Source organism: Pseudomonas sp. X4, assembly GCF_040784925.1.
GTDB classification, from domain to species: Bacteria; Pseudomonadota; Gammaproteobacteria; order Pseudomonadales; family Pseudomonadaceae; genus Aquipseudomonas; species Aquipseudomonas putida_Z.
This window is the reverse complement of the sequence record NZ_CP160798.1, coordinates 1,714,442-1,737,319: the sequence shown is the minus strand read 5'-3', so window position 1 is coordinate 1,737,319 and position 22,878 is coordinate 1,714,442. Positions and strand designations below refer to the sequence as shown.

At 65.4% G+C, this 22,878-nt stretch carries 20 protein-coding genes; 6 read left to right on the top strand and 14 right to left on the bottom strand.

The genetic code is table 11. The features are described 5' to 3' along the window. Positions 1 to 127: 127 nt before the first annotated feature. The 12 genes from urtA to cbiE form a co-directional block, all read right to left on the bottom strand. A complete protein-coding gene (gene urtA, locus ABX298_RS07635) occupies positions 128 to 1,393 on the bottom strand; it encodes an urea ABC transporter substrate-binding protein (RefSeq protein WP_367394261.1) in 1,266 nt (421 codons plus the stop codon). A 373-nt stretch (positions 1,394 to 1,766) separates the two neighbouring features. After that, a complete protein-coding gene (gene cycA / locus ABX298_RS07630) occupies positions 1,767 to 3,173 on the bottom strand; it encodes a D-serine/D-alanine/glycine transporter (RefSeq protein ID WP_085587956.1) in 1,407 nt (468 codons plus the stop codon). Positions 3,174 to 3,410: 237 nt separating this feature from the next. Beyond that, a complete protein-coding gene (locus tag ABX298_RS07625; RefSeq protein WP_075046503.1) occupies positions 3,411 to 4,778 on the bottom strand; it encodes a PepSY domain-containing protein in 1,368 nt (455 codons plus the stop codon). 58 nt (positions 4,779 to 4,836) lie between these two features. Further along, a complete protein-coding gene (locus ABX298_RS07620; RefSeq protein WP_367394260.1) occupies positions 4,837 to 6,885 on the bottom strand; it encodes a TonB-dependent copper receptor in 2,049 nt (682 codons plus the stop codon). Between the two features lie 68 nt (positions 6,886 to 6,953). After that, positions 6,954 to 7,385 (bottom strand): DUF2946 domain-containing protein, encoded by a 432-nt coding sequence (locus ABX298_RS07615; RefSeq protein WP_286100637.1) that lies wholly within the window; start codon positions 7,383 to 7,385, stop codon positions 6,954 to 6,956. A 23-nt stretch (positions 7,386 to 7,408) separates the two neighbouring features. Continuing rightward, positions 7,409 to 7,894, bottom strand: a complete 486-nt coding sequence (locus tag ABX298_RS07610) for a copper chaperone PCu(A)C (RefSeq protein WP_025340794.1) — start codon at positions 7,892 to 7,894, stop codon at positions 7,409 to 7,411. A 47-nt stretch (positions 7,895 to 7,941) separates the two neighbouring features. Further along, positions 7,942 to 8,331 carry a DUF2946 domain-containing protein gene (locus tag ABX298_RS07605; protein ID WP_024087799.1) on the bottom strand — a complete coding sequence of 130 codons (390 nt, stop codon included), beginning with the start codon at positions 8,329 to 8,331 and terminating at the stop codon, positions 7,942 to 7,944. 213 nt (positions 8,332 to 8,544) lie between these two features. Continuing rightward, positions 8,545 to 9,399: an SPFH domain-containing protein gene (locus tag ABX298_RS07600; protein ID WP_286100636.1), complete on the bottom strand. Its 855-nt coding sequence runs from the start codon at positions 9,397 to 9,399 to the stop codon at positions 8,545 to 8,547. 26 nt (positions 9,400 to 9,425) lie between these two features. Then, complete coding sequence (locus ABX298_RS07595) at positions 9,426 to 9,863, bottom strand: NfeD family protein (RefSeq protein WP_025340792.1); 438 nt, start codon at positions 9,861 to 9,863, stop codon at positions 9,426 to 9,428. A 253-nt stretch (positions 9,864 to 10,116) separates the two neighbouring features. Further along, positions 10,117 to 10,839: a cobalt-precorrin-6A reductase gene (locus ABX298_RS07590; protein ID WP_367394259.1), complete on the bottom strand. Its 723-nt coding sequence runs from the start codon at positions 10,837 to 10,839 to the stop codon at positions 10,117 to 10,119. Further along, a complete protein-coding gene (locus ABX298_RS07585; protein WP_085614784.1) occupies positions 10,836 to 11,930 on the bottom strand; it encodes a cobalt-precorrin-5B (C(1))-methyltransferase in 1,095 nt (364 codons plus the stop codon). Before ABX298_RS07585 ends, ABX298_RS07590 begins: the two co-directional genes overlap by 4 nt. Next, entirely contained in the window at positions 11,923 to 13,134 is a 1,212-nt protein-coding gene (gene cbiE, locus ABX298_RS07580; protein WP_286100634.1) for a precorrin-6y C5,15-methyltransferase (decarboxylating) subunit CbiE, read from the bottom strand. Before cbiE ends, ABX298_RS07585 begins: the two co-directional genes overlap by 8 nt. 244 nt (positions 13,135 to 13,378) lie before the next feature. Between cbiE and cobG the strand changes: the two genes are divergently transcribed. From cobG to ABX298_RS07550, 6 genes are all read left to right on the top strand, one after another. Then, complete coding sequence (gene cobG / locus ABX298_RS07575) at positions 13,379 to 14,710, top strand: precorrin-3B synthase (RefSeq protein ID WP_367394258.1); 1,332 nt, start codon at positions 13,379 to 13,381, stop codon at positions 14,708 to 14,710. Continuing rightward, positions 14,703 to 15,329, top strand: coding sequence for a precorrin-8X methylmutase (locus ABX298_RS07570; protein WP_003257545.1), 627 nt, complete (start codon positions 14,703 to 14,705; stop codon positions 15,327 to 15,329). Before cobG ends, ABX298_RS07570 begins: the two co-directional genes overlap by 8 nt. Further along, the gene (locus tag ABX298_RS07565; protein WP_016712210.1) at positions 15,326 to 16,060 is read left to right on the top strand and encodes a precorrin-2 C(20)-methyltransferase; all 735 of its coding nucleotides are present in this window, start codon (positions 15,326 to 15,328) and stop codon (positions 16,058 to 16,060) included. Before ABX298_RS07570 ends, ABX298_RS07565 begins: the two co-directional genes overlap by 4 nt. 2 nt (positions 16,061 to 16,062) lie before the next feature. Continuing rightward, positions 16,063 to 17,745 carry a precorrin-3B C(17)-methyltransferase gene (gene cobJ / locus ABX298_RS07560; protein WP_367394473.1) on the top strand — a complete coding sequence of 561 codons (1,683 nt, stop codon included), beginning with the start codon at positions 16,063 to 16,065 and terminating at the stop codon, positions 17,743 to 17,745. 93 nt (positions 17,746 to 17,838) lie between these two features. Beyond that, on the top strand, positions 17,839 to 18,519 hold the full coding sequence (locus ABX298_RS07555; RefSeq protein WP_046613247.1) for a hypothetical protein: 681 nt from the start codon (positions 17,839 to 17,841) through the stop codon (positions 18,517 to 18,519). Between the two features lie 59 nt (positions 18,520 to 18,578). Continuing rightward, positions 18,579 to 19,262: a hypothetical protein gene (locus ABX298_RS07550; protein ID WP_367394257.1), complete on the top strand. Its 684-nt coding sequence runs from the start codon at positions 18,579 to 18,581 to the stop codon at positions 19,260 to 19,262. On the opposite strand, the gene ABX298_RS07545 is transcribed toward ABX298_RS07550, so the two are convergent. Together ABX298_RS07545 and ABX298_RS07540 are read right to left on the bottom strand one after the other, a co-directional pair. Continuing rightward, positions 19,240 to 19,836, bottom strand: a complete 597-nt coding sequence (locus ABX298_RS07545; RefSeq protein ID WP_013974374.1) for a MarC family protein — start codon at positions 19,834 to 19,836, stop codon at positions 19,240 to 19,242. The genes ABX298_RS07550 and ABX298_RS07545 overlap by 23 nt on opposite strands. 177 nt (positions 19,837 to 20,013) lie before the next feature. Next, a complete protein-coding gene (locus ABX298_RS07540) occupies positions 20,014 to 22,785 on the bottom strand; it encodes a hybrid sensor histidine kinase/response regulator (protein WP_025340782.1) in 2,772 nt (923 codons plus the stop codon). Positions 22,786 to 22,878 lie beyond the last annotated feature (93 nt).

Below are 22,878 nucleotides of genomic sequence, written 5' to 3'. Positions count from 1 at the left end.
TGAAAATCGGTGTTGGATTCTTCGCGGGTGAACCCGCTCCCACAGGGATCGCAAAAGTCTCAGACCTTGCACCGTACCTGTGGGAGCGGGTTTACCCGCGAATGGGCCGCGCAGCGGCCCCATGCACTCAGTTACCTTTCACGGCGTAATCAGGGCGCTTGTCGTTACCGGGAATGAACGGGCTCCATGGCTGCGCCCGCAGCGGTTGCTCGGTTTCCCACATCACGCTGAACTGCCCGTCATCCTGGATCTCGCCGATCATCACCGGCTTGTGCAGGTGGTGGTTGGTCTTGTCCATGGTCAGGGTGAAGCCGGACGGCGCCTCGAAGCTTTGCCCGGCCAGTGCCTCACGCACCTTGTCGACATCGGTGGACTTGGCTTTCTCCACCGCCTGCGCCCACATGTGGATGCCCACGTAGGTGGCCTCCATCGGGTCGTTGGTCACCGCCTTGTCGGCGCCTGGCAGGCCCTTGGCCTTGGCGTAGGCCTTCCAGTCGGCGACGAATTTCTGGTTGACCGGGTTATCCACCGACTCGAAGTAGTTCCACGCCGCCAGATGGCCCACCAGCGGCTTGGTGTCGATGCCGCGCAGTTCTTCTTCGCCCACCGAGAACGCCACCACCGGCACGTCGGTGGCCTTCAGGCCCTGGTTGGCCAGCTCCTTGTAGAACGGCACGTTGGAGTCGCCGTTGACCGTGGAGATGACCGCGGTCTTGCCGCCGGCGGAGAACTTCTTGATGTTGGCGACGATGGTCTGGTAATCGCTGTGGCCGAACGGCGTGTACACCTCCTCGATGTCCTTGTCGGCCACTCCCTTGCTGTGCAGGAAGGCACGCAGGATCTTGTTGGTGGTGCGCGGGTAGACGTAGTCGGTGCCTAGCAGGAAGAAGCGCTTGGCGCTGCCGCCGTCCTCGCTCATCAGGTACTCCACGGCCGGGATGGCCTGCTGGTTGGGCGCGGCGCCGGTGTAGAACACGTTCGGCGACATCTCTTCACCCTCGTACTGCACCGGGTAGAACAGCAGGCCGTTGAGCTCTTCGAACACCGGCAGCACCGACTTGCGTGACACCGAGGTCCAGCAGCCGAACACCACTGCCACCTTGTCCTGGGTCAGCAGCTGTCGGCTCTTTTCGGCGAACAGCGGCCAGTTGGAGGCCGGGTCGACCACCACCGGTTCGAGCAGCTTGCCGTTCACGCCGCCCTTGGCGTTGATCTGCTCGATGGTCATCAGCGCCATGTCCTTGAGCGAAGTCTCGGAAATGGCCATGGTTCCCGACAGCGAATGCAGGATGCCGACCTTGATGGTTTCGGCGGCCTGGATGCTCCAGCTCAGGCCCATTGCGGCAATCGATGCGCTAAGGGTGAAGGCCTTGATCAGACTGCGTCGCTTCATGTGCTCTCTCCGCTGAGTTTTTATGTGTTGGGCAAGCGGGGAGGGGTGTTGCAAGGGGTGTGCCTAACGGCGGAAGGTGCGCAATAGAGGGGTTGTGCGAGGTGTTGGGGCGTTGGTTGGATCCAGGTTGGTGCCTGATGGATTTGTTTGCACAGGATTGGGGCCGCTGTGCGGCCCATCGCCGGCAAGCCAGGCTGCCACCTCGACCGCATCGGCCTCGAGCCATGCGCTGTCCCTGTGGGAGCTGGCTTGCCGGCGATGAGGCCAGTACAGGCAACACAAGACAGTTGATAGCGCATGACTTGAGGTCGATGCGGTCGAGGTGGGAGCCTGGCTTGCCGGCGAAAGGGCTGCAGAGCAGCCCCCTGGGCCATCAGCCGTTACGCACAGCCGTGCGCGGATGACGCTTGCTGCGCACCCCCTGATAGGTCACTGCCAGCAGCACAAACCAGATCGGCGTCACCAGCAATGCCGCGCGGGTATCGTCTTCCAGGCTCAGCAACACCAGGATGAAGGCAAAGAACACCAAACACACGTAGCACATGAAGCGCCCGCCCGGCATCTTGTACTTCGAGGCCTGGTGCAGCCCTGCGCGGTGTTTGCGGTACTTCAGGTACGACAGCAGGATCAGTGTCCAGACGAACATGAACAGCACCGCCGAAACGGTGGTGACCAGGGTGAATGCCTCGACCACGTTCGGCACCAGGTAGATCAGCACTGCACCCAGCAGCAGGCAGGTGCAGGAGAAGTACAGGCCGTTGGCTGGTACCGAGCGGCTCGACAGTTTCTCGAAGGCCTTGGGTGCGTCACCCTCCTGGCTCAGGCCGTAGAGCATGCGGCTGGTGGAGAACACGCCGCTGTTGGCCGACGAGGCCGCCGAGGTCAGCACCACGAAGTTGATGATGCTCGCCGCCGCCGGCAGGCCGGCCAGCACGAACAGCTCCACGAACGGGCTCTTGCCCGGCACCACGTCGCGCCATGGGGTCACGGCCATGATCGCGATCAGCGCCAGCACGTAGAACACGATGATCCGTACCGGGATCGAGTTGATCGCCCGTGGCAGGGTGCGTTCCGGGTTCTTCGCTTCGGCGGCGGTGGTGCCTACCAGCTCGATGCCGACGAAGGCGAACACGGCGATCTGGAAGCCGGCGAAGAAGCCCATCAGGCCATTGGGGAACATGCCGCCGTCATTCCACAGGTTGGCCAGTTGCGCGGTGCGCCCGCTGGGCGAGGTGAAGCCGGTGATGACCATGTACAGGCCGGTGACGACCAGGCCGATGATGGCGACGATCTTGATCAGGGCGAACCAGAATTCCATTTCACCGAACATCTTCACCGTCACCAGGTTCAGCGACAGCAGCAGCCCCACGCAGGTCAGCGCCGGTATCCACTGCGGCAGTTCGGGGAACCAGAACTGCGTATAGGCCGCGATCGCGACCACGTCGGCGATGCCGGTGACTACCCAGCAGAACCAGTAGGTCCAGCCGGTGAAGTAGCCCGCCCAGGGGCCGAGCAGGTCGGCGGAGAAATCGATGAACGACTTGTAGTTGAGGTTCGACAGCAGCAGTTCGCCCATGGCGCGCATGACGAAGAACAGCATGAAGCCGATGATCATGTAGACGAAGATGATCGACGGCCCGGCCAGGCTGATGGTCTTGCCCGAGCCCATGAACAGGCCGGTACCGATCGCGCCACCGATGGCGATCAGCTGGATGTGGCGGTTGGTCAGGTTGCGCTGCAGATGCTGTTCATCTGGCGCTGTGGGTGAGGTTTGCGTCATAGGCTGCATTCCGTTGGACAGTCGGTCGTCTTGTCAGAGGTAGCCGGCTAGGCTAACACGCGCGTTCCAGTTCGGGGCGCGACAGATCGACTCGACTTTTGGGGAGCAGTGTTGTGCCTGTGCCGGCCTCTTCGCGGGTGAACCCGCTCCCACAGGGACCGCGCTGCCCTAAGGCTTGGCGCAGAAACTGTGGGAGCGGGTTTACCCGCGAAAGGGCCGGCACAGACGAAGCAAGGCTCAGGCGCTGGCCAGCACCCGGCCGCGCCTCACCACCAGGCTATCCACCAGCCACATCACCACCATCGACACCCCCACCAGCGGGAACATCAACCCCAGCACCAGCATCACCCCCACCGCAACTTTCCAGCGCGGCAGGTCATGGCGCAGCGGCGGCACACCCAGCCCGCCGGCCGGCCTGCGCTTCCACCACATCACCAGCCCGCTCACCGAGCCCAGCAAGATCATCAGGCACACCAGCAGGATGATGATCTGGTTGAACGCCCCGAACATCTTGCCTTCATGCAGCATCACACCCAGCTCGGTGGCACGGGCGACCGGGCTGTAGTCCTGCCAGCGCACATCGGCCAGCACCTTGCCGGTGTATTGGTCGACATGCAGGGTGGCGTCGTTGCGCGGGTCGTCGGCGAATACGGCGATGGTGAACACGCCATCGGCCGTGGTCGGCGCGGTGATGCTGTAACCCGGTTCGACCTGGCGCGCGGTAGCGATGTCTTCGACCTGCTGCAGGCTTATCTGTGGCGCTGCCGGCGCGCTCGACATCATGTGATGCCCGGCATGTTCGGCGTGTGCACCGGACTGCGGCATCGGCGTGTTTTCCATCGCCCAAGGCACGGTCTGGCGGTGCGCGCTGTTGAGTTCACCCGCCTGTTGGTCCGACTTGGGCACGTCGTTCCACATGGCCGCCGGAAAGCGGTTCCACAAGTCGGCGTACTGCTTGCCCCACAGGCCGGTCCAGGTCATGCCGCTGACCAGCATCAGCAGCAACAAGGCCGAGCCCCAGAAACCGGTCACCGCATGCAGGTCGCGCCAGAACAGTCGGCCGCGTGCCGACAGCCGTGGCCACAGCACGCCAGCACCATTGCGCCCGCGTGGCCACCACAAGTACAGGCCCGACACCACCAGCACGATGCCCCAGCCCGCGGCCAGTTCTACCAGGCGGTCACCGACCGTGCCGACCATCAGTTCGCCATGCAGGGCGCGGGCGATGGCCTGCAGGTTCTGCTTGCCATCCTGTTCGCCGAGGACTTTGCCGCTATAGGGGTCGACGAACACGTTCAGTTCGCGCCCGGCGTCATGCACCACGAATTGTGCGCTGCGTTCGGCGTCCAGCGGCGGCAGGTACTGGCCAACGTGGCCCTTGGGGTAGGCCTTGCGCACCTCGGCCAGCATCGTGTCCGCGCCCTGTCGGTGGTGGCCGGCTTCGACCACCATCAGCTCGCGGTACAGCAGCGGGTCGAGCTGCGGCTTGAACAGGTAGATTATCCCGGTGATTGCCAGCAGGATCATGAACGGGGCCACGAACAGCCCCGCATAGAAGTGCCAACGCCAGGCCAGGTTGTAGAAGTTGATGCGTGTTCCTCTCATGGGAACCTCCTGTTTGACCAGCAGATGGGCGCGACCTGCGCCGCGCCCGTTGTTGTTGTCAGAAGCTGAAGTCGACCTTGGTCCAGAAGGTCCTGCCTGGCTCGTTGACCGGCTGTGGATCGGTAGCCGGGTAGCCGAACCCGGCGTTCCCGGCCAGGTTCAAGTGCTCGGCGTAGGTCTTGTCGAACAGGTTGTCGACCCCTGCGCTGAGCTTGAGGTGGTTGCTTACCTTGTAGGCACCATTGAGCGAGAACACGCCGAAGCCGGCGCTCTTGTCGTAGTCCTTGCCGACCACGTTGCCCTGGTTCTCGGCGATGCGGTTCTGCGCCGCCACCAGCCGCCACAGTGCGCCGACGCTCCAGACATCGCGGCTGTAGGTCAGGCCCAGGCGGCTTTCCAGGGGCGGCATTTGCGGTAGTGCCGTGCCGTCACTGCTGTTCTTGCCCCAGGCGTAGGCCAGCGTGGCATCGGCCTTCCAGTTTTCCGTCAGCTGGTAGGCCGCGCCCAGTTCGCCGCCCATGATGCGGGCGTCGATATTGCGCGCCCGGGAGCTCATCCCCTGGTAGTCGAACAGGATGTAGTCGCGGATCTGCCCCACGTAGCCGGAAGCCCAGGCTTCCATGCGCTCGTCGCGGTACTGGACACCGAAGTCGAGCTGGGTGGTCTTCTCCGGCTTGATGCTGTCGAAGGCATTGACCGAGCCGGTGGGGTCGCCCGCCGAGAACAGCTCCCAGTAGTCGGGGAAGCGTTGCGCATGGCCTAGGCCGATGTAGGTGGTGGCTGGCAGCGCCGCCAGGTCGTGCTCGTAGCGTACGAAGCCGCTGGGCAGGGTGTCGGCGCGGGTGTCGCCGTTGGTGGCGCTGGTCGCGCGGAAGTCGCGGGCCGAGGCGCGGTCCAGGCGGGCACCGCTGATCAACCGGTCCTCGCCGCTGACGTACCAGGTCAGCTCGCCGAAGGCACCGTAGTTGTGGAAGTCGGCGTCCTTGGTCCAGGCCTTGCCCTTGTGCGCGTCCACACCCATGCCACCGCGCTTGCGATGTTCGTTGGCCTGCGCGTCGATGCCGCCGATCAGTTGAACATCAGCCCAGCGCCAGGTGGCCTTGATGCGTGCGCCCATGGTGCGGCGGTCGACGTTGCTGACCATCGGCATGCCCATCATGCCGCTGCCCGAAGGCGTGCGCAGGCTGTAGTTGTCCATCACGTGGTCGGCGTAGTTGTAGTAGACCTGCGCCTCGACCTTGTCGAGCACCTCGCCGAGGTTGGACTTTTCGAAACGCAGGCCCAGGCTTTCGCGCTTGAACTGCGAGCCGTCCATGCCACGCCCGGCATAGCGGGCCTCGCCATCGCCCTTGCCGGCGGTGAGTTCCAGCAGGGTGTCCTGGTCGGGGGTCCAGCCGAGGGCGACATCGCCGTTCCACTTGTCCCAGCGTGACGGCACGGTGTTGTCATCGCCGTCGTGGTAGTCGTCCGAGCGCGACTGGTTGCCGACGAAGCGGGCGTAGGCCTGGTCGTTGCCGGCGGCAGTGTCCAGCACCTTGTCGAAACGGCCGTTGGAGCCGGCCAGCAGGCTGGCATTGACCCGGCTGCCGAGGGTGCCGAACTTCTCCGGCTCGCGCTCGAAGAGGATGGTGCCCGCCGAGCCGCCCGGGCCCCAGATCACGCTTTGCGGGCCTTTGATGACGGTCAGGCGGTCGTAGGTTTCCGGCGAGATGTACGACGTGGGGGCGTCCATGCGGTTGGGGCAGGCGCCCAGCATCAGGCCGCCATTGGTGAGGATGTTCAGGCGCGAGCCGAACATGCCGCGCAGTACCGGGTCGCCGTTGGTGCCGCCGGCGCGGATGGCCGAGAAGCCGGGGATGGTCTTCAGGTAGTCGGCGCCATCGCTGGCCGGCACCGGCTGGCGCGGGTCTTTCGGGTTGGTGACCACGGTCAGCGGCGAGCTCGGGGCCACGGCGGTGATCACCGTCGGGCTCAGCTCGGGGGCGTCGTGTGCATGGCCTTCATGGCCTGGGTCGGCGGCCAGGGCCACGGGCGCGAGCAGCGAGCCGCACACGGCGGCGATGGTCCCACGCAGGGACAAGGCAAAAACAGGGGTGCAGCCGGACATAATGATTCCAGTCGATCAGTCATGAGTCAGCGCGAAGCCTCCTGGCTCCGTGCGCAAAAAATGTGGGTTCAGACGTTGATCGAGGAAGGTGGGGCGCGGCTGCGCGCGCCGGGGAATACAGCCTGCCGGGCATGGCCCTGGCGCGTGGGTGCGTACAGGTGGGTGGTGGGTACGACGCTGCCGGCACTGAGCGGGCTGAGGGCCTGGGGCAGGGCCGGGCAGTTGAACAACAGGCTGCAGTAACCGCACTTTTCCCACATCACATGCAGCTGGCCATCGCCAGCCTGGCCGTGATGGGTGTCGCCGCCATGCTGATGGGCGGTGGCCATCGGCATGTCCATCGGCATGCTCATGCCGGCGTGGTGGTCCATCGGCATCGACTGGGAAATCAGCGGGCCGATGAAGATCATCCACATGGCGAACAGGCTCAGCCATCCGCCACCGGCGCGCCTGCGGTCAGGGCGGGTGGTACGGCTGATGCTGTTGCGCGGCAGGCTCATGGCGAGTGCCTTTCAGCGGGTGATCAGTGCGCGTGTTCGTGGGCTTGCGGCTGGTCCGTCGGCGCCTGCTTCTGCACGGCCACATCGACGGTGATATCGCCGGCCTTTTCGAAGTGCAGGGTCAACGGGAAGCGCTTGCCGTCGCTGAGCAGGCTGCGGTCCTTGGGCTGCATCAGCATCACATGGTAGGCGCTGGGGGCGAAGGTCAGGTCCTTGCCTGCGGGCACCACCACGCTGGGCACCTGCTGCATCTTCATGGCACCGCTGGCGCTCATGGCATGCTCGTGCAGTTGTGCGTCATCGCTGATGGGGCTATCGACGCTGAGCAGGCGGTCGTCGGCCTGGCCATTGTTGTGCACCACGAAATACGCCGCGACGTTGGGGGCGTTGGGGGGCAGCTGCAGTGACCAGGGGTGGGCGATGTGCAGGTCACCCACGCTGTATTCGTGGGCATTGGCAAAGGCGCCGGGCAGCAGCAGGGCGGCCATGACGAGGGCGTGCTTGAGCATGGTGAATCTCCGTTTCTGTTCAGGTTCAGGCAGACAGCGTGAAGAACTCAGGCCAGCGGAGAGGCACGGGGATTGAGCGCCGGCCAGAGTTGGCGCGGCGTGGCGTGGTAGTCGGCGGGTGGCGGCAGCAGGCCGGCGAGCAGTATCGGCGGGTTGTGCAGCTGCGGCGGGTAACCGGGCAGGGCCAGCAGCGGCGCGGCACCGGAGCAGCACCAGCAATTCATCATGCTGGCGCTGTCGTCGCTTTGCGGGCCGAGGTCGATCTTGGCCAAGGCCTGGACGTCGACCTTGGCCTTGTTGGCCATGCTGGAACAGAAGGCCCCCCACAGCAGCTGTTCGGCCGGGCCCTTGGGCGCGGCGGAAGACAGCGGCATGGCCAGCAGGTTGAACAGCACTGCAAGGCAGGCTATCCAGGCGATGTGCCGACGTGGGGGCATGGAGAGATCCGGTCAGGAATCGTGGTGGGTATTGTAAGGCGGAGTATAGGTAAAAATGGCGGGGTGCGGTGAAGTGACGCAGGCCGGGCCCTTCGAGGGGCTGCTTTGCAGCCCAATCGCCGGCAAGCCAGCTCCCACAGGGACCGCACAGATTTCAAGGCCTGTGGTAAACCTGTGGGAGCTGGCTTGCCGGCGATGAAGGCAAAGGTACCCTCAAGCCTTGCCACGCCCCATCAGCCCACGCACGGTCTCCTGCAGGTCCGCCGGCAGCACCACCACCTTGGCATTGCTGCTGCCCGCCAGGTTCTCCATCGCCCCCACATAGCGCTCGCCCAGCAGGTACATCGCCGGCACGGTCTCGTTGCCGACCGCGTCCTTGACCAGCGAAATCGCCCGCGCCGAGGCCTCGGCCAGGCTGATCTGCGCTTCGGCATCCAGCCTGGCAGCCTGCAAGCGTGCTTCTGCTTCCAGGATCGCCGCCTGCTTGGCCCCTTCGGCTCGGGTCACGTCGGCCTTGCGCTCACGCTCTGCTGCCGCCTGGCGCTCCATGGCCAGTTGCATGTTCTCCGAGGGCTTGATGTCCTGGATTTCCACCGAGCGTACGGTCACGCCCCAGTCTTCGGTCTGCTCGGACATCGCCTCGCGCAGGCGCGCCTTGATCTGCTCGCGGCTGGACAGCGCTTCGTCCAGGTCCATGGCGCCGACGATGGCGCGCAGCGAGGTCATGGTCAGGCTGGTGACGGCGAACGAGAAGTCCTGCACGCCATAGGAGGCCTTCTGCGGGTCGACCACCTTGGCGAAGCACAGGGCGTTGGCGACGATCACCGCGTTGTCCCGGGTGATGATTTCCTGCTGCTGCACATCGAGGATGATGTCCTTGGTCGGCAGGCGGTAGGCGACCACGTCCATGTACGGGATGACGATGTTCAGGCCGGGCTTGAGCGTGCTTTGGTAGCGGCCCAGGCGCTCGACGACCCATTCCTCGCCCTGGGGCACGATGCGCACCCCCTTGAACACGGTGATCAGGACGAACAGGGCGATGGCGACGACGACGATGAGGCTGGTCATGATGCGAAATTCCTTTTAGTGCGGATTCAGGCCCGGATGACCCGGGCGGTGTTCCCTTCGATGGCGGTCAGGCGTACCCGCTCGCCGGCCGCGATCTCGCTGTTGGCGACGCAGGTCCATTCCTCGTTGCCGAGGATAGGCTTCTGGAAGCGCACACGGCCTTTCTGGAACTCCGACACACCAGCAGTCAGCAGCCCTACTTCACCGATCACGCTTTCGGCGGTCCAGCGCACGTCTGGTTGCTTGCGCCGGAACAGCTTGAACCACAGTGCCGTGGTGACTGACGACATCAGCACCCACAGCAGCACCTGCATGTCCAGTTGCAGGCTGGGGGCGGCCAGCGAAATGAGCGACACCAGCACGGCACCGATGCCGAACCAGAGGATGAAGAACGTCGGCAGGACCAGTTCGAGCAGGATCAGCGCGATGCCGAAGACCAGCCAGATCCACCATTGCATTTCCATATGGGTAGCGCCTTCCGGGAGGGAGTGCCGAGTTTAAGGTAGCAGTGCGGCACATGGCCACTTCATGGTTTGCAAGAAAAGTCCGAAATGGCTGTAGGAGCAACTGTCTTGTGCAAATACATGAAAGTTGCCGCGTCCCCTGTGGGAGCGGGTTCACCCGCGAACACCGGCGAAGCCGGCGCCATGCACCGCGTTGATTTCTTCGCGGGTAAACCCGCTCCCACAGGGGGCTGCAGCGTGTTTGCGAAATTTGTTATTGCAGGTCGAGTGCCGCAGCCAGGTCGGCTGGCGAGTCGAATGCCCGGTCCACATCCGGCAAAGCCGGTCGCTTCAGGATCAGCACAGGTATCCCCAGCTCCCGCACCACTTCCAGCTTCGGTTCGGTCGCCACGCTGCCGCTGTTCTTGCTGATCAGCACATCGATCTTACGGCGCTGGAACAACGCCCGCTCATCCTCGATATGGAACGGCCCGCGCGCGCCAATCACTTCGCAGCGATCGTTGCCAGGGCACGTCTCCAGCGCACGCAAGGTCCAGAACTGCTCCGGCGGTATCTCGTCCAGATGTTGCAGCGGCTCACGCCCTAGCGTGAACAATGGCCTGCGAAACGGCTTGAGTACCTCGATCAACCCCGCCCAGTCCTCGACCTCGCGCCAGTCGTCCCCCGTTTGCGCCTGCCAGGCCGGGCGGCGCAAGGCCCAGCACGGGATACCGGCCATGCGTGCGGCGTTGGCCGCATTGCCGCTGATCTGTGCGGCATAGGGATGGGTAGCATCGATCAGCAACGTGATGCCTGCCTCGTGCAGGTAGCTGGCCAGCCCTTCGGCACCACCAAAGCCGCCGACCCGAACCTGGCATTGCAGGTCCTGCGGCACCCGGCCGATGCCTGCCAGGCTGTAGACGTGCTGCGGGCCCAGGCGGCGAGCGATGGCCAGGGCTTCAGTGACGCCGCCCAGCAGCAGGATGCGCCCGTTCATTGCACACCCGCCCGGCCGACGATGCCACCCTGGCGGTCGATGGCGAACACCTCCACCTGCACCTGCGCTGGCACCACGCTGCGGGCGAAGGCCAGGGCGTGGCCGCACACCGCGTCACCCAAGGGGATGCCGGCTGCATGGGCCAGTGCAAGGGCCTGCTGGCTGGTGTTGGCAGTAATGATCGATGCCTGCAGCGCCTCGTCAGCGCCGATGTCCGCTGCCCAGCCGGCCAGTTGCGGCAGGTCGATGCTGGAGTGGCGGCTGTGCAGGTCCATGTGCCCGGCAGCCAGTTTGCTGATCTTGCCGAAACCGCCGCACAGGGTCAGGCGTGGCACCGGCACCTTGCGCAGGTGCTTGAGCACCGCACCGACGAAGTCGCCCATTTCGATCAGGGCTATTTCCGGCAGGCCATAGACGCGGCGCATGGTGTCTTCGCTGGCGTTGCCGGTGCATGCGGCGATATGCGTGTAGCCGTTGGTGTGGGCGACGTCGATGCCCTGGTGGATCGAGGCGATGTAGGCCGCGCAGGAAAACGGCCGCACGATTCCGCTGGTGCCGAGGATCGACAGCCCGCCGAGAATGCCCAGGCGCGGGTTCATGGTCTTCAGGGCCAGTTGCTCGCCGCCCTGCACATTGACCGTGACCTCGAAGCCGCCGGGGTAGCTGCATTCGTCCGCCAGGCGTTGCAGGTGTTCGCTGATCATGCGCCGTGGCACCGGGTTGATGGCCGGCTCACCCACCGCCAGCACCAGCCCCGGGCGGGTCACGGTGCCGACGCCGGTGCCGGCGACAAAACGGATGCCCGGTTCGGCCAGCAGGCGCACCTGGCTATAGAGCAGGGCGCCGTGGGTCACGTCCGGGTCGTCGCCGGCGTCCTTGAGCGTGCCCGCTTCGGCACCTTGGCTGGTGAGGCGGCAGAACTCCAGGCGCATCTGCACCACCTTGCCCTTGGGCAGGGTGATGCTGACGGCGTCGTTGCTCTCGCCACCAAGCAGCAAGCGTGCTGCCGCCAGGCTGGTGGCGGTGGCGCAGCTGCCGGTGGTCAGGCCGCTGCGCAGGGGAGCGGGCTGTTCGCGGGTTTCTTCACGCATCGGCGGGTTTCACCACGTCCAGCAAGGTGATCGGCAGCGCCTGGCGCCAAGTGTCGAACGCGCCCAATGGCTGGGCATGGGCGACATGGATGCGGGTCAGCTCGCCGCCATGGCGTTCACGGAAATGCGCCAGGGCCAGTTCGCTTTGCAGGGTCACCGCATTGGCTACCAGCCGGCCGCCGGGGCGCAGGCTTGCCCAGCACAGGTCGAGCACGCCTTCGCGGGTGACGCCGCCACCGATGAAGATCGCATCCGGTTGCTCCAGGCCCTCCAGCGCTGCCGGTGCCTTGCCCCGGACCAGTTGCAGGCCGGGTACACCCAGCGCATCACGGTTGTGTTCGATGAAGCCCTGGCGGCCTTCGTCGGCCTCGATGGCCAAGGCGCGGCAGGCCGGGTGGGCGCGCATCCATTCGATGCCGATCGAGCCGCAGCCGGCACCCACGTCCCACAGCAGCTCGCCGGGCTGTGGTGCCAGGCGGGCCAGGGTGATGGCGCGGACATCGCGCTTGGTCAGCTGGCCGTCATGCCGGAAGGCGCTGTCCGGCAACCCGGCCAGCCGGTGCAGGCGCGGCGCCTCGGGCGTGGCCAGGCACTCGATGGCTACCAGGTTGAGCGCGGCGACGTCATTGTGCGGCCAGCCCTGGGCGGTGCCGGCCAACTCACGTTCGTCCACGCCACCCAAGTGTTCGAAGACCCGCAGGCGGCTTGGCCCGAAGCCCCGCTCGCGCAGCTGCGTGGCAATTGCTGCCGGGCTGTCGCCGTCGTTGCTCAGCACCAGCAGGCGCAGGCCGCTGTGCAGGTGGGCATTGAGCGCTGCCAGGGGCCGAGCGACCAGCGATACCACCTGCACGTCCTGCAGTGGCCAGCCCAGGCGGGCGGCGGCCAGGGCACAGGAGGAGGGCATCGACAGCACGCGTATTTCAGCGGCGGGCAGTTGGCGCGCCAGGCTGGCGCCGACGCCGTAGAACATCGGGTCGCCGCTGGCCAGCACGCACACCGGCTGGCCGCGCAGGGCCAGTACCGGGGCCAGCGAGAACGGGCTTGGCCAGCCCAGCCGTTCGCCGGCCACGCAGCGTGGCAGCAAGGCCAGCTGGCGCGGGCTGCCGAAGATCCGCGCAGCGCCCAGCAGCGCGCGCCGGGCCTGCTTGCCCAGGCCGCTGAAGCCGTCTTCGCCGATACCTACAACTGTCAGCCAGGGTGCCATGTATTTCATTCCGCCATTTTTTGGGGCCGCTGCGCGCCCCTTCGCGGGCTCGCCCGCTCCTACAGGTACAGCGCAGCCGTTGAGGGCAGCGGTGATCCTGTGGGAGCGGGCGAGCCCGCGAAGAAGGCGACGCGGTCCTGAATTTCTACTCGATCGTCGATGATGCTCGACCACCGGCTTTTCATGCCGCCGGACAAAGCAGGCATAATACCGCGCCTTCTACACTCAAGCGCATTTTCACAGATTGCCGGACGCCCCTTTGACCCAGGCCCATGCCTCCCATGTATCGCCCCGTCCCTCGGCCTGCCCGGGGTTGTGGCGCATCGTCAGTGCCCGTGATGGCGGCATCTGCCGCATCAAGCTGCCGGGCGGCCTGCTGCTGGCCGACCAGGCCGACGCAGTGGCGGCGGCTGCCGAGCGTTTCGCCGGTGGCGTGATCGAGGCCACCAACCGCGGCAACCTGCAGATTCGCGGCATTGGCAGCGAGCATCGCGGCCTGGTCGAGACACTGCTCGCAGCCGGCCTGGGCCCACGTGATGCCGCCGGTGACGATGTGCGCAACCTGATGCTCAGCCCGCTGGCCGGGCATGACCCGGCGATGCTGCTGGACGCTCGGCCGCTGGCCGGGCAGATCCTCGACCTGCTGGAAGGCACCCCGCGTTTTCACCAGTTGTCGGCCAAGTTCGCCGTGCAGCTGGATGCCGGCGAAAACCTGGCCATGCTCGAACACCCCCATGACCTGTGGCTGTCGGCTCTGCGCCTGGGGCAGCAGACCTGGCTGGCATTTGGCCTGGCAGGTTGCCCGGCAGACGGCCAGGTGCTCGGCGCGGTGCCGGCGGACCAAGCCCTGGCACTGGTGCGTGCGGTGCTGGAGCGCTTCCTCGACCTGGCCACCCCGGCACAGTCGCGCATGCGCCAGTTGCTCGAGGTGTGTTCGGCAACCGATTTCATCGACGGACTCGGCCTGGCCATCCGCCGCGATGCCGCCGTGCTCGCATGGCGGCGTGAACCGAGCAGGGTCTCGTGGCTGGGCGTCCTGCCCCAGGCGCAGGGCGTCGCCTTGGGCGTTGCCCCGCCGCAGGGCCGCCTGACCCCGGCCATGCTGCGTGGCGCCGCGCGCGTTGCCCGTGAACATGGCGATGGCAGCCTGCGCCTGAGCCCCTGGCAAAGCCTGGTGCTGACCAACCTGCAAGCGCAACACATCGACCACGCCCAGGCCGGGTTGTCCGCACTGGGCCTGCTATGCCACGACCATGAGCCACTGGCCCGCATAAGCGCCTGTACCGGCGCCAGTGGCTGTGCCAAGGCCCTGGGCGAGACCAAGGCTGACGCTGTCACCCTGGCTGCACTGCTCGGCCCTGGTGTGCCCGGCAGCGTGCACTTGTCCGGTTGCCCCCGATCCTGCGCCGTGGCCCATGTTGCCCCGGCCACCCTGCTGGCCCGTGCGCCGGGCCGTTACGACCTGTACCTGCGTGATGCGCGCCTGCCGGGCTTCGGCGCCCTGCGCGCCACCGACCTTACCTTGAATGAAGCAGGCGCCATGCTCGACCTGCCGACGGAGCACCTTGATGATTGACTACATCCGCGATGGTCAGGAGATCTATCGCAATTCCTTCCGGATCATCCGCGAGGAAGCCCGACTCGAGCGGATCCCCGCAGACCTCGAAAAGCTCGCCGTGCGCGTGATCCACGCCTGTGGCATGGTCGACGCCATCGATGGCCTGCAGTTCTCCGAAGGCGCCGGCCGGGCCGGGCGCGAGGCGTTGCTGAACGGCGCGCCGATCCTGTGCGATGCGCACATGGTCGCCGAAGGCATTACCCGCGCCCGCCTGCCCGCCGACAACAAGGTCATCTGCACCCTGCGCGACCCGAGCGTACCGGGCCTGGCGAAAGACGCCGGCAACACCCGTTCCGCCGTGGCCCTGGAGCTGTGGCGACCGCACCTGGAAGGCAGTGTGGTGGTGATCGGCAACGCGCCTACCGCGCTGTTCTACCTGCTGGAAATGCTCGACGCCGGCGCCCCGAAACCAGCACTGATCCTCGGCTTCCCGGTCGGTTTCGTCGGTGCCGCCGAGTCCAAGGCGATGCTCGCCGCCGACAGCCGTGGCGTGCCGTTCGTGATCATGCAGGGCCGCCTGGGCGGCAGCGCGATGGCCGCCGCTGCGGTCAACGCCCTCGCCACGGAGGTGGAATGATGGCGCCGCGTGGACGTCTGCTGGGCCTGGGCGTGGGCCCTGGCGACCCTGAACTGATTACCCTCAAGGCCCTGCGCCTGCTGCGTGAAGCGCCCGTGGTCGGCTACTTCGTGGCCAAGGGCAAGCGCGGCAACGCCTTCGGCATCATCGAGGCGCACCTGCAGCCCGAGCAGACCTTGCTGCCGCTGGTCTACCCGGTAACCACCGAAGCGCTGCCAGCGCCGCTGTCCTATGAACAGGTAATCAGCGACTTCTACGACGAGGCCAGCGTGCAGGTGGCCGAGCACCTGGATGCCGGCCGCGACGTGGCGGTGATCTGTGAAGGCGACCCGTTCTTCTATGGTTCCTACATGTACCTGCACGACCGCCTGGCGCAGCGCTACGAGGCCGAAGTGATCCCCGGCGTCTGCTCGATGCTCGGTGGTGCCTCGGTACTGGGCGCGCCGCTGGTGTACCGCAACCAGAGCCTGTCGGTGCTGTCTGGCGTGTTGCCGGCCGAGGAGCTCAAGCGTCGCCTGGCCGACGCCGACGCGGCGGTGATCATGAAGCTTGGGCGCAACTTCCCCAAGGTGCGCGAAGTGCTGGCCGAACTGGGCCTGGACGGGCGCGCGCTGTATGTGGAGCGGGCGACCATGGCCAACCAGAAGATCGTGCCGCTGGACCAGGTCGACCCACAGTCGTCGCCGTACTTCTCGCTGATCATCGTGCCGGGTGAAAAATGGCAGGGCTGAACATGCACCAGGCACCGGCGATCGTCATCCTTGGCCAGGGCAGCCTGGCCACGGCGCAGCGTATCCAGCAGCGTTATCCACAAGCATCGATCCATGGCCTGGAAGGCCGGGTCGAGGGTGCCGACCTTTGCTACACCGCGTTCGGCGATACCCTGCGTGGGCTGTACCAGCAGAACACACCGATCATCGCCCTGTGCGCGGCGGGTATCGTCATCCGCAGCCTGGCCGGCCTGCTCAGCGAGAAAGGTGTCGAGCCACCGGTACTGGCCGTGGCCGAAGACGGCAGTGCCGTAGTGCCTTTGCTCGGGGGCCTTGGCGGTGTGAACGTGATGGCGCGCGAAATCGCTGAAGCACTGGGCGTTGCTGCGGCCATCACCACCAGCGGCGAGCTGCGTTTCGGCACCTGTCTGCTGAACCCGCCACAGGGCTATGCGCTGGCGGATATCGAGCAAGGCAAGCGCTTTGTCTCCGACCTGCTGGCTGGCGAGGCGGTGCGCATCGAAGGTGATGCGCCGTGGCTGCAGCAGGCGCAGTTGCCTGCCAGCGAGGCGGCCCGGCGTACCATCCATGTGGGGCACCAGGCCCGCCCGGCCAGCCGCGACGAGCTGCTGATCCACCCGCGTTCGGTGGTAGTGGGTGTTGCTGGCGGCAGCCTGGCCAGTATCCGTGCGGCATTGCAGCAGGCCGGCATCGCCGAGCCTGCAGTGGCCTGCCTGCTGGCCGACGAGCAAGCCATGGCCGACAGCGCCCTGCACGAGGCCGCACAGGCCCTGGGGATTGCCTTGCGCTTTGCTGCCAAGACGCATGATCTGGCCGGCATGGTTGCTGCGGCATTGCCTGCTGCGCAGCTGATCGAGGTGGCAGACGTGGTCATCGCGGTGGCGCCTGCCCCGGTCGGGGTGGCGCAGATCGGTCGTCGTCGGGGTCGCCTGGCGGTCATCGGCCTGGGGCCGGGTGCAGCCGAGCTGATGGTGCCGGTGGTCAAGGCCGAACTGGCGCGAGCCGAGGATGTGCTCGGTTACGAAACCTACGTGCGCATGGCCGGCCCGTTCCGTGACGACCAGGTGCTGCACTGCACCGACAACCGTGAAGAGATGCAGCGTGCCCGGCATGCCTTCGAACTGGCAGCCCAGGGCCGTTCGGTGGTGGTGGTGTCGTCGGGCGACCCGGGTGTGTTCGCCATGGCAGCTGCGGTACTTGAAGCGTTGCACGAGTCCACTGACCCGGCCTGGCACCGGGTGGATCTCGAGATCCTGCCGGGGGTGTCGGCCTCGCTCGCGACCGCCGCCCAGGCGGGTGCGCCGCTGGGGCATGACTTCTGCGTGATGTCGCTGTCGGACAACCTCAAGCCGTGGTCGATCATTGAAAAGCGCCTGGACCTGGCGGCCCAGGCCGACCTGGTGCTGGCGTTCTACAACCCGATTTCCAAGGCAAGGCCGCACCAGCTCGGGGTAGCGCTGGAGGTCGTGCGTCGGCACCGCGAGGGGAACACGCCTGTAGTCCTTGGCCGTGACATCGGTAGGCCGGGGCAGACGCTGAAGGTCGTCACATTGGCCGAGCTGCTGCCGGAAATGGTCGACATGCGCACCATGGTGCTGGTGGGTTCATCTACAACCTGCGTGTTTCCTCGCCTCTCGGGTGGGGTGTGGGCCTACACGCCGCGTTGGTACCCGTCGGCCGACTAGTTGCACCGGAAACCCTTCAGCGCGCTGCATCCTGGGCGCGCTGGCTAAGGTGGTCGCCCCTGACTCGGGGGGCAACCATCTAGGAGTTTCCACATGTCCACAGAAACACAAGTCACTGCAACCGACACAGCCATCCTGGTCGAAGGCAACCTGCTGGCCTGCGGCGCAGGCATGTCTTCGCAAAGCCGTCATGACGTAAAGAACGCCTTCCACTTTGCCACCTTGGTGGCTGACAAGTCCTTCGATGCCGAAAAACAGAGCAGGGAGTGGTACGACCGGTTCATCGATGTCATGCGTGATCTTGGCTTTACCATCCCTCGTCGCACCTTCGAGCTGGAAACCTCTGCCGAGCTGTCTGTCACCATAGGCGCTGTCGCTGTACGGGCGATTGGTGCGGTCGGTAATGCGGTGCTGGGTGGTACCAAGTTGGGTGTGCTGGCCAAGGCGGCCTTCGACAAACTCACCACTGTCGAAAATGACCTCAAGGTGGTCGATCACAAGCGCAAGAACAAGGTCAGGGGCATGGTCGGGATGGCCGCCTGCGTCGAAACCGACAACAACGATGTGGTCATGGTGGTGAACTGCATCCAGGCGTCTGCCCCACAACTGGATGATGACATCCTGGGTATCCAGTGGAAGCTGGAAAAGACCGAGTACTACGCCGGCATGGCTGTCCTCACCCTCAACACTTTCGTCTACGACAAGGTCCGCGAAACCGTGGAAAACAAACTCGGCGTGCGCAGCGTCGAGAACGTTCTCCAGTACGACATCTGATTGCAAGGCGGCGTTGTTGCAACGCCGCCTTGTTCGGCTCTTTGTGACGAGGCAACGCAATGGACAGAACAGCTGAACAACTGATGTTGATTGGCGGGACGGCATTACTGTATCGCGCGGACGCTGGCCAGATTCAACGCCAGGCTGCCTTCGACTCCATCCTTTACGCCCAGTTGGTGGCCAACAGGAATGCGGGGTCACGCTTTGACAACTATGGAGCCTGGTATGACGCCTATCGCGAGGCATATCGGCAACTGGGCTGGATCAAGCTGGCCAGTACGCATGACCTGAAACAGTTGGGGCAACCCGCGCGCAGCGCGCAGATACAGCCACTCGAGGCGTGGCTGAAGATGCGCTCGATCCGTCATGAGGCCGTGCTGGCTGCAGTCAGAAGCGGCCTGGGCCGATCGATCGAAGGTTTTCGCCACCAGCTGAAGTTCAGCACGCAGGGTTCGCAGCTGGTGATCGAGCTTGGCCTGCTCAAGCCGGGGCCGGCGCTCGACCTTTGCAGTATCACCCTGCAGTTCGACAAGCCGATCACCGGCATCTCTCAGGACATGCTGCTGGTCGAAAAGGCGCTGGAGGGCGAAGCCGGGTTCAATGGCGTTTCCTTGCAGCTGGACAACGGGCGCTTCCAACACCAGCGAGATGAACTGCAGGCATTGATGAAAACCAAGGATGCACAGGGGGAGTATCGGTTCGACCTCAATCCGGCGATGGTCAGGGCGCCAGGTAGCCTTTGATACCGGTAAAGATGATTTGTGCAGCCAGGGCGCAGACGAACAGCCCCATCAGCCGGCTGACGATCTGTAGGCCCTGGTCGCCGAGGATGCGCTCGATACGGTGTGACAGGTACAGCACCAGGCCGACGGTAAAGCTGGCCAGGGCGATGCTGATGATGGCCAACAGCTTGTCGTCCCAGTGCGGGTGGCCGACGCCCATTACCAGCAGTGCACCGATGGTGCCGGGGCCGACGGTGAGCGGGATGGTCAGCGGCACGATGGTGACATCCTGCTGCACGTTGTCGGCCTGTACCGCAGACTTGCCTTGGGCCATGCCCAGTGCCGAGATGAACAGCACGCTGCCGGCGCCGATGCGGAAGGCGTCGGCGGTGATGCCGAAGATGCCGAAGATCGCCCGTCCGAACAGGTACAGCAGGACACTGGCGATCAGCGCGGCGATGGCCACCTTCCAGGCCAGCTGCTTGCGCTCCTTGCTGGAGTGGCCGCGGGTCAGGCTGATGAAGCACGACAGCACGAAGAACGGGCTGTAGAGCACGAGCATTTTCAGGTAGACGCTGAACAACTCATGGAGCATGGGGGCTAGTCCAGGCAGTTATGGCTGGGCAGAGTTTATCAGCAGATTCTATTGATAGCCTGTGCCGGCCTCTTCGCGGGTGAACCCGCTCCCACAGGGATAGCATTGCCTTCAGGCCTAATGCAGTACCTGTGGGAGCGGGTTCACCCGCGAAGAGGCCGGCACAGGCGCCTCAGATCAGGAACTATGCACCGGATCCACCTTGGCTTCCCGGTGATTGGCCCAGTACTGGATCAGCTCTCGCAACTGCGACAGTTCCACCGGTTTGGCCATGTGCCCGTCCATGCCCGCCAGGCGGGCGCGTTCCTTGTGTTCGGCAAGTATGTGCGCGGTCAGCGCCACCACCGGGGTGCGCTGGCGCTGGTTGGCGGCTTCCCAGGCGCGCAGCTGCTGGGTGGCCGAGAAACCGTCCAGTATCGGCATTTCGCAGTCCATCAGCACCAGGTCGTAGCGCTGCGCCTTCATCGCCTGCAAGGCCTCTTCGCCATTGCTGGCGGTGTCGGGCTCGAGGTTGAGCTTGCCGAGCATGCCGCGGATCACCTTGGTCGAGATGCTGTTGTCCTCGGCGACCAGCACGCGGAAATCGCCGGGCAGGTCCAGTGCCTGGGGGATGCCGGGCAAACTGGCTGGTATGGCTTGCTCGCGGCCGCGCTGGGCCAGTTCTTCGGCCAGGGTGGTTTTCAGCGTGTAGCCTGCCACCGGCTTGGCGAGGATCCGCTTGACCCCGGCGTTGCGCGCAATGACCTTGCTCGGCGCGTTGCTGATGCCGGTGAGCATCACCACCAGGATGTCGTGGTTCAGGCTCGGGTCTTCCTTGATCTTGGCGGCCAGCTGCATGCCGGTCATGCCTGGCATGTTCTGGTCCAGCAGCACGGCATCGAAGTAGTCGCGCAGGTGGGCCTTGGTGCGCAGCAGGGCCAGGGCTTCCTTGCCCGACGGGACCGCGCTGACGTTCATGCCCCAGGCACTGCACTGCTGTACCAGCACCTTGCGGCAGGTGTCGTTGTCGTCCACCACCAGTACGCGAGCATCGCGCAGCGGGCTGTCCAGGTCGGCCGGTGGCTGTTCCAGGCGCGAAGGGTCCAGTGGCAGGGTCAGCCACAGGGTGTTGCCCATGCCGGTGCTGCTCTTGATGCCGAACTCGCCCTGCATCAGGCCGATCAGCTGCTTGGCGATGACCAGCCCCAGGTGGCCGCCCAGCTTGTTGCTGGAAAGGAAGTGGTGGCTGTGCAACTCGGCCTGCAGCAGGGCTTCGCGGTCAGCGGCAGGCAACGGTTCGCCGCTGTCCTGCACGGCGATGCGCAGGCGCGGTACCTCGCCGCGCTGGTCCAGCGCCACTACCAGCAGGATCTCGCCCTGGTCGGTGTTTTTCAGGGCATTCTCCAGCAGGCTCGACAAGGCCTGGCGCAGGCGCGTCGGGTCGCCGCTGATCACCCGTGGTACCTGCGGCTGGGTGAAGCTGATCAGTTCGATGTTCTGTTGTTCGGCCTTGGCGCGGAAGATGTTCAGGCAATCTTCGATCAGCGCGTTGAGGTCGAACTGCACGTCATCGAGTTCGATCTGCCGGGATTCCAGCTTGGAAATGTCGAGAATCTCGTTGATCAGCGTGAGCAGTTCGTTGCCGGCGCTGTGAATGGTCTGCACGTAGTCGCGCTGCTTGACCGACAGCGGCGTGCCCAGCAGCAGCTCGGTCATGCCCAGCACGCCGTTCATGGGGGTGCGGATTTCGTGGCTGATCTTGGCCAGGAACTCGGCCTTGGCGTTGATTTCGGCATCGCTGGCGGCCAGGGCGCGGCTGGCGCTGAAGCGCTCTTCGCTCATGCGCCGCAGGCGTTCGCTGACTGCCAGGTTGAGCAGCAGGCCGCTGGCCACGGTCAGCCCCAGCAGGATGCACAGCAGCCAGGGCGTCGAGGTACGGGTCAGGCCCAGCAGCGCTGGCAGCAGTACCAGCCCACCGAGGTTGAACACCACCATGGCCAGGCTGAACAGGCGTGCGGGTGCATAGCCCTTGTACCAGTGGTAGCTGCTGACCAGCAGCATGCTCACGCTGCCCAGGGCCATGAGGGCGTAGGTCATCAGGTTCAGGGGCAGGGTGTCGACGAACAGCAGCACCAACCCGCTCAACCCGACCACCAGCATCTCGCCCTGCAGCAGGCGGTTGAGCCGTGGCGAGTTGCATGGCGAGAAGAAATGCTGGGTGAAACACAGCCCGGCCAGGCCGGCCAGAACCAGCGTCAGGTATGCGGCGGGCGTTTGCGCGCTGTGCCACACGTGCCACCAGGGGCCGCTGAGGTTCAGCAGGATCAGGCCGCTGAGCAGCATCAGGCCGTGGTACAGCGCCAGGATCAGGGTGGTGCTGGAGCGGCTGTAGAGGAAGCGGATCAGGTTGTGCATGATCAGCATCACCAGGCCGCCGAACAGCATGCCGAACAGCAGTGGCTGGCGCTGGTCGGAGGCTGCCACGGCCGCAGGCTCCAGGCTGATGGCCGGGCGCAGCTGATGCTCGGAAACCAGGCGCAGGTAGATATCCAGGGGTTGCTTGCTGTTGGGCAGGGGCAGTACATGGTCGCTGCCACGCAGGGTCGGGCTGGCATTGCCGGCCTGGCGCCCGTGGTGCAGCTGACGTAGAAGCTGGTCGCCCTCGAGGGCGTAGAGGTCCAGGCCAGAAAGGTCTGGGGCGAAAACCCGCAGCAGTTGTTCCTGCTCGCCGGGCTCCAGGCGGTAGTGCAGCCACAGGGCCTGTTCCGCAGGGGCGGCATCCAGGTCGGCGAGTACCAGCGGGCTGAACTGGTTGCGGTAACGCTCGGAGCGCACGTCGCTCAGTTGCAGGTTGGCCTGTTCGTCGAGCAGAACGGCCCAGCCTCCGTCATGTTCGGCCGCAGCCGGGAACATGCAGAGCAAGGTCAGCAAGCTGACGATCAGAGCTGAGGCAATCCGAAGCCGACGCACTACGAAATCCCTTCTTAGCCAAGGTGCCGGGTATTAACTATGCGCGGCGCGCCAAGTCGAAGGCAAGGCCCCTCGGGGCCCTGTCGACGAGCC

Bases quoted from the DNA above. Each gene is read 5' to 3' on its own strand.
- urtA (WP_367394261.1), bottom strand. From the start codon at position 1,393: ATGAAGCGACGCAGTCTGATCAAGGCCTTCACCCTTAGCGCATCGATT.
- cycA (WP_085587956.1), bottom strand. From the start codon at position 3,173: ATGACGCAAACCTCACCCACAGCGCCAGATGAACAGCATCTGCAGCGC.
- ABX298_RS07625 (WP_075046503.1), bottom strand. From the start codon at position 4,778: ATGAGAGGAACACGCATCAACTTCTACAACCTGGCCTGGCGTTGGCAC.
- ABX298_RS07620 (WP_367394260.1), bottom strand. From the start codon at position 6,885: ATGTCCGGCTGCACCCCTGTTTTTGCCTTGTCCCTGCGTGGGACCATC.
- ABX298_RS07615 (WP_286100637.1), bottom strand. From the start codon at position 7,385: ATGAGCCTGCCGCGCAACAGCATCAGCCGTACCACCCGCCCTGACCGC.
- ABX298_RS07610 (WP_025340794.1), bottom strand. From the start codon at position 7,894: ATGCTCAAGCACGCCCTCGTCATGGCCGCCCTGCTGCTGCCCGGCGCC.
- ABX298_RS07605 (WP_024087799.1), bottom strand. From the start codon at position 8,331: ATGCCCCCACGTCGGCACATCGCCTGGATAGCCTGCCTTGCAGTGCTG.
- ABX298_RS07600 (WP_286100636.1), bottom strand. From the start codon at position 9,399: ATGACCAGCCTCATCGTCGTCGTCGCCATCGCCCTGTTCGTCCTGATC.
- ABX298_RS07595 (WP_025340792.1), bottom strand. From the start codon at position 9,863: ATGGAAATGCAATGGTGGATCTGGCTGGTCTTCGGCATCGCGCTGATC.
- ABX298_RS07590 (WP_367394259.1), bottom strand. From the start codon at position 10,839: ATGAACGGGCGCATCCTGCTGCTGGGCGGCGTCACTGAAGCCCTGGCC.
- ABX298_RS07585 (WP_085614784.1), bottom strand. From the start codon at position 11,930: ATGCGTGAAGAAACCCGCGAACAGCCCGCTCCCCTGCGCAGCGGCCTG.
- cbiE (WP_286100634.1), bottom strand. From the start codon at position 13,134: ATGGCACCCTGGCTGACAGTTGTAGGTATCGGCGAAGACGGCTTCAGC.
- ABX298_RS07570 (WP_003257545.1), top strand. From the start codon at position 14,703: ATGATTGACTACATCCGCGATGGTCAGGAGATCTATCGCAATTCCTTC.
- ABX298_RS07565 (WP_016712210.1), top strand. From the start codon at position 15,326: ATGATGGCGCCGCGTGGACGTCTGCTGGGCCTGGGCGTGGGCCCTGGC.
- cobJ (WP_367394473.1), top strand. From the start codon at position 16,063: ATGCACCAGGCACCGGCGATCGTCATCCTTGGCCAGGGCAGCCTGGCC.
- ABX298_RS07555 (WP_046613247.1), top strand. From the start codon at position 17,839: ATGTCCACAGAAACACAAGTCACTGCAACCGACACAGCCATCCTGGTC.
- ABX298_RS07550 (WP_367394257.1), top strand. From the start codon at position 18,579: ATGGACAGAACAGCTGAACAACTGATGTTGATTGGCGGGACGGCATTA.
- ABX298_RS07545 (WP_013974374.1), bottom strand. From the start codon at position 19,836: ATGCTCCATGAGTTGTTCAGCGTCTACCTGAAAATGCTCGTGCTCTAC.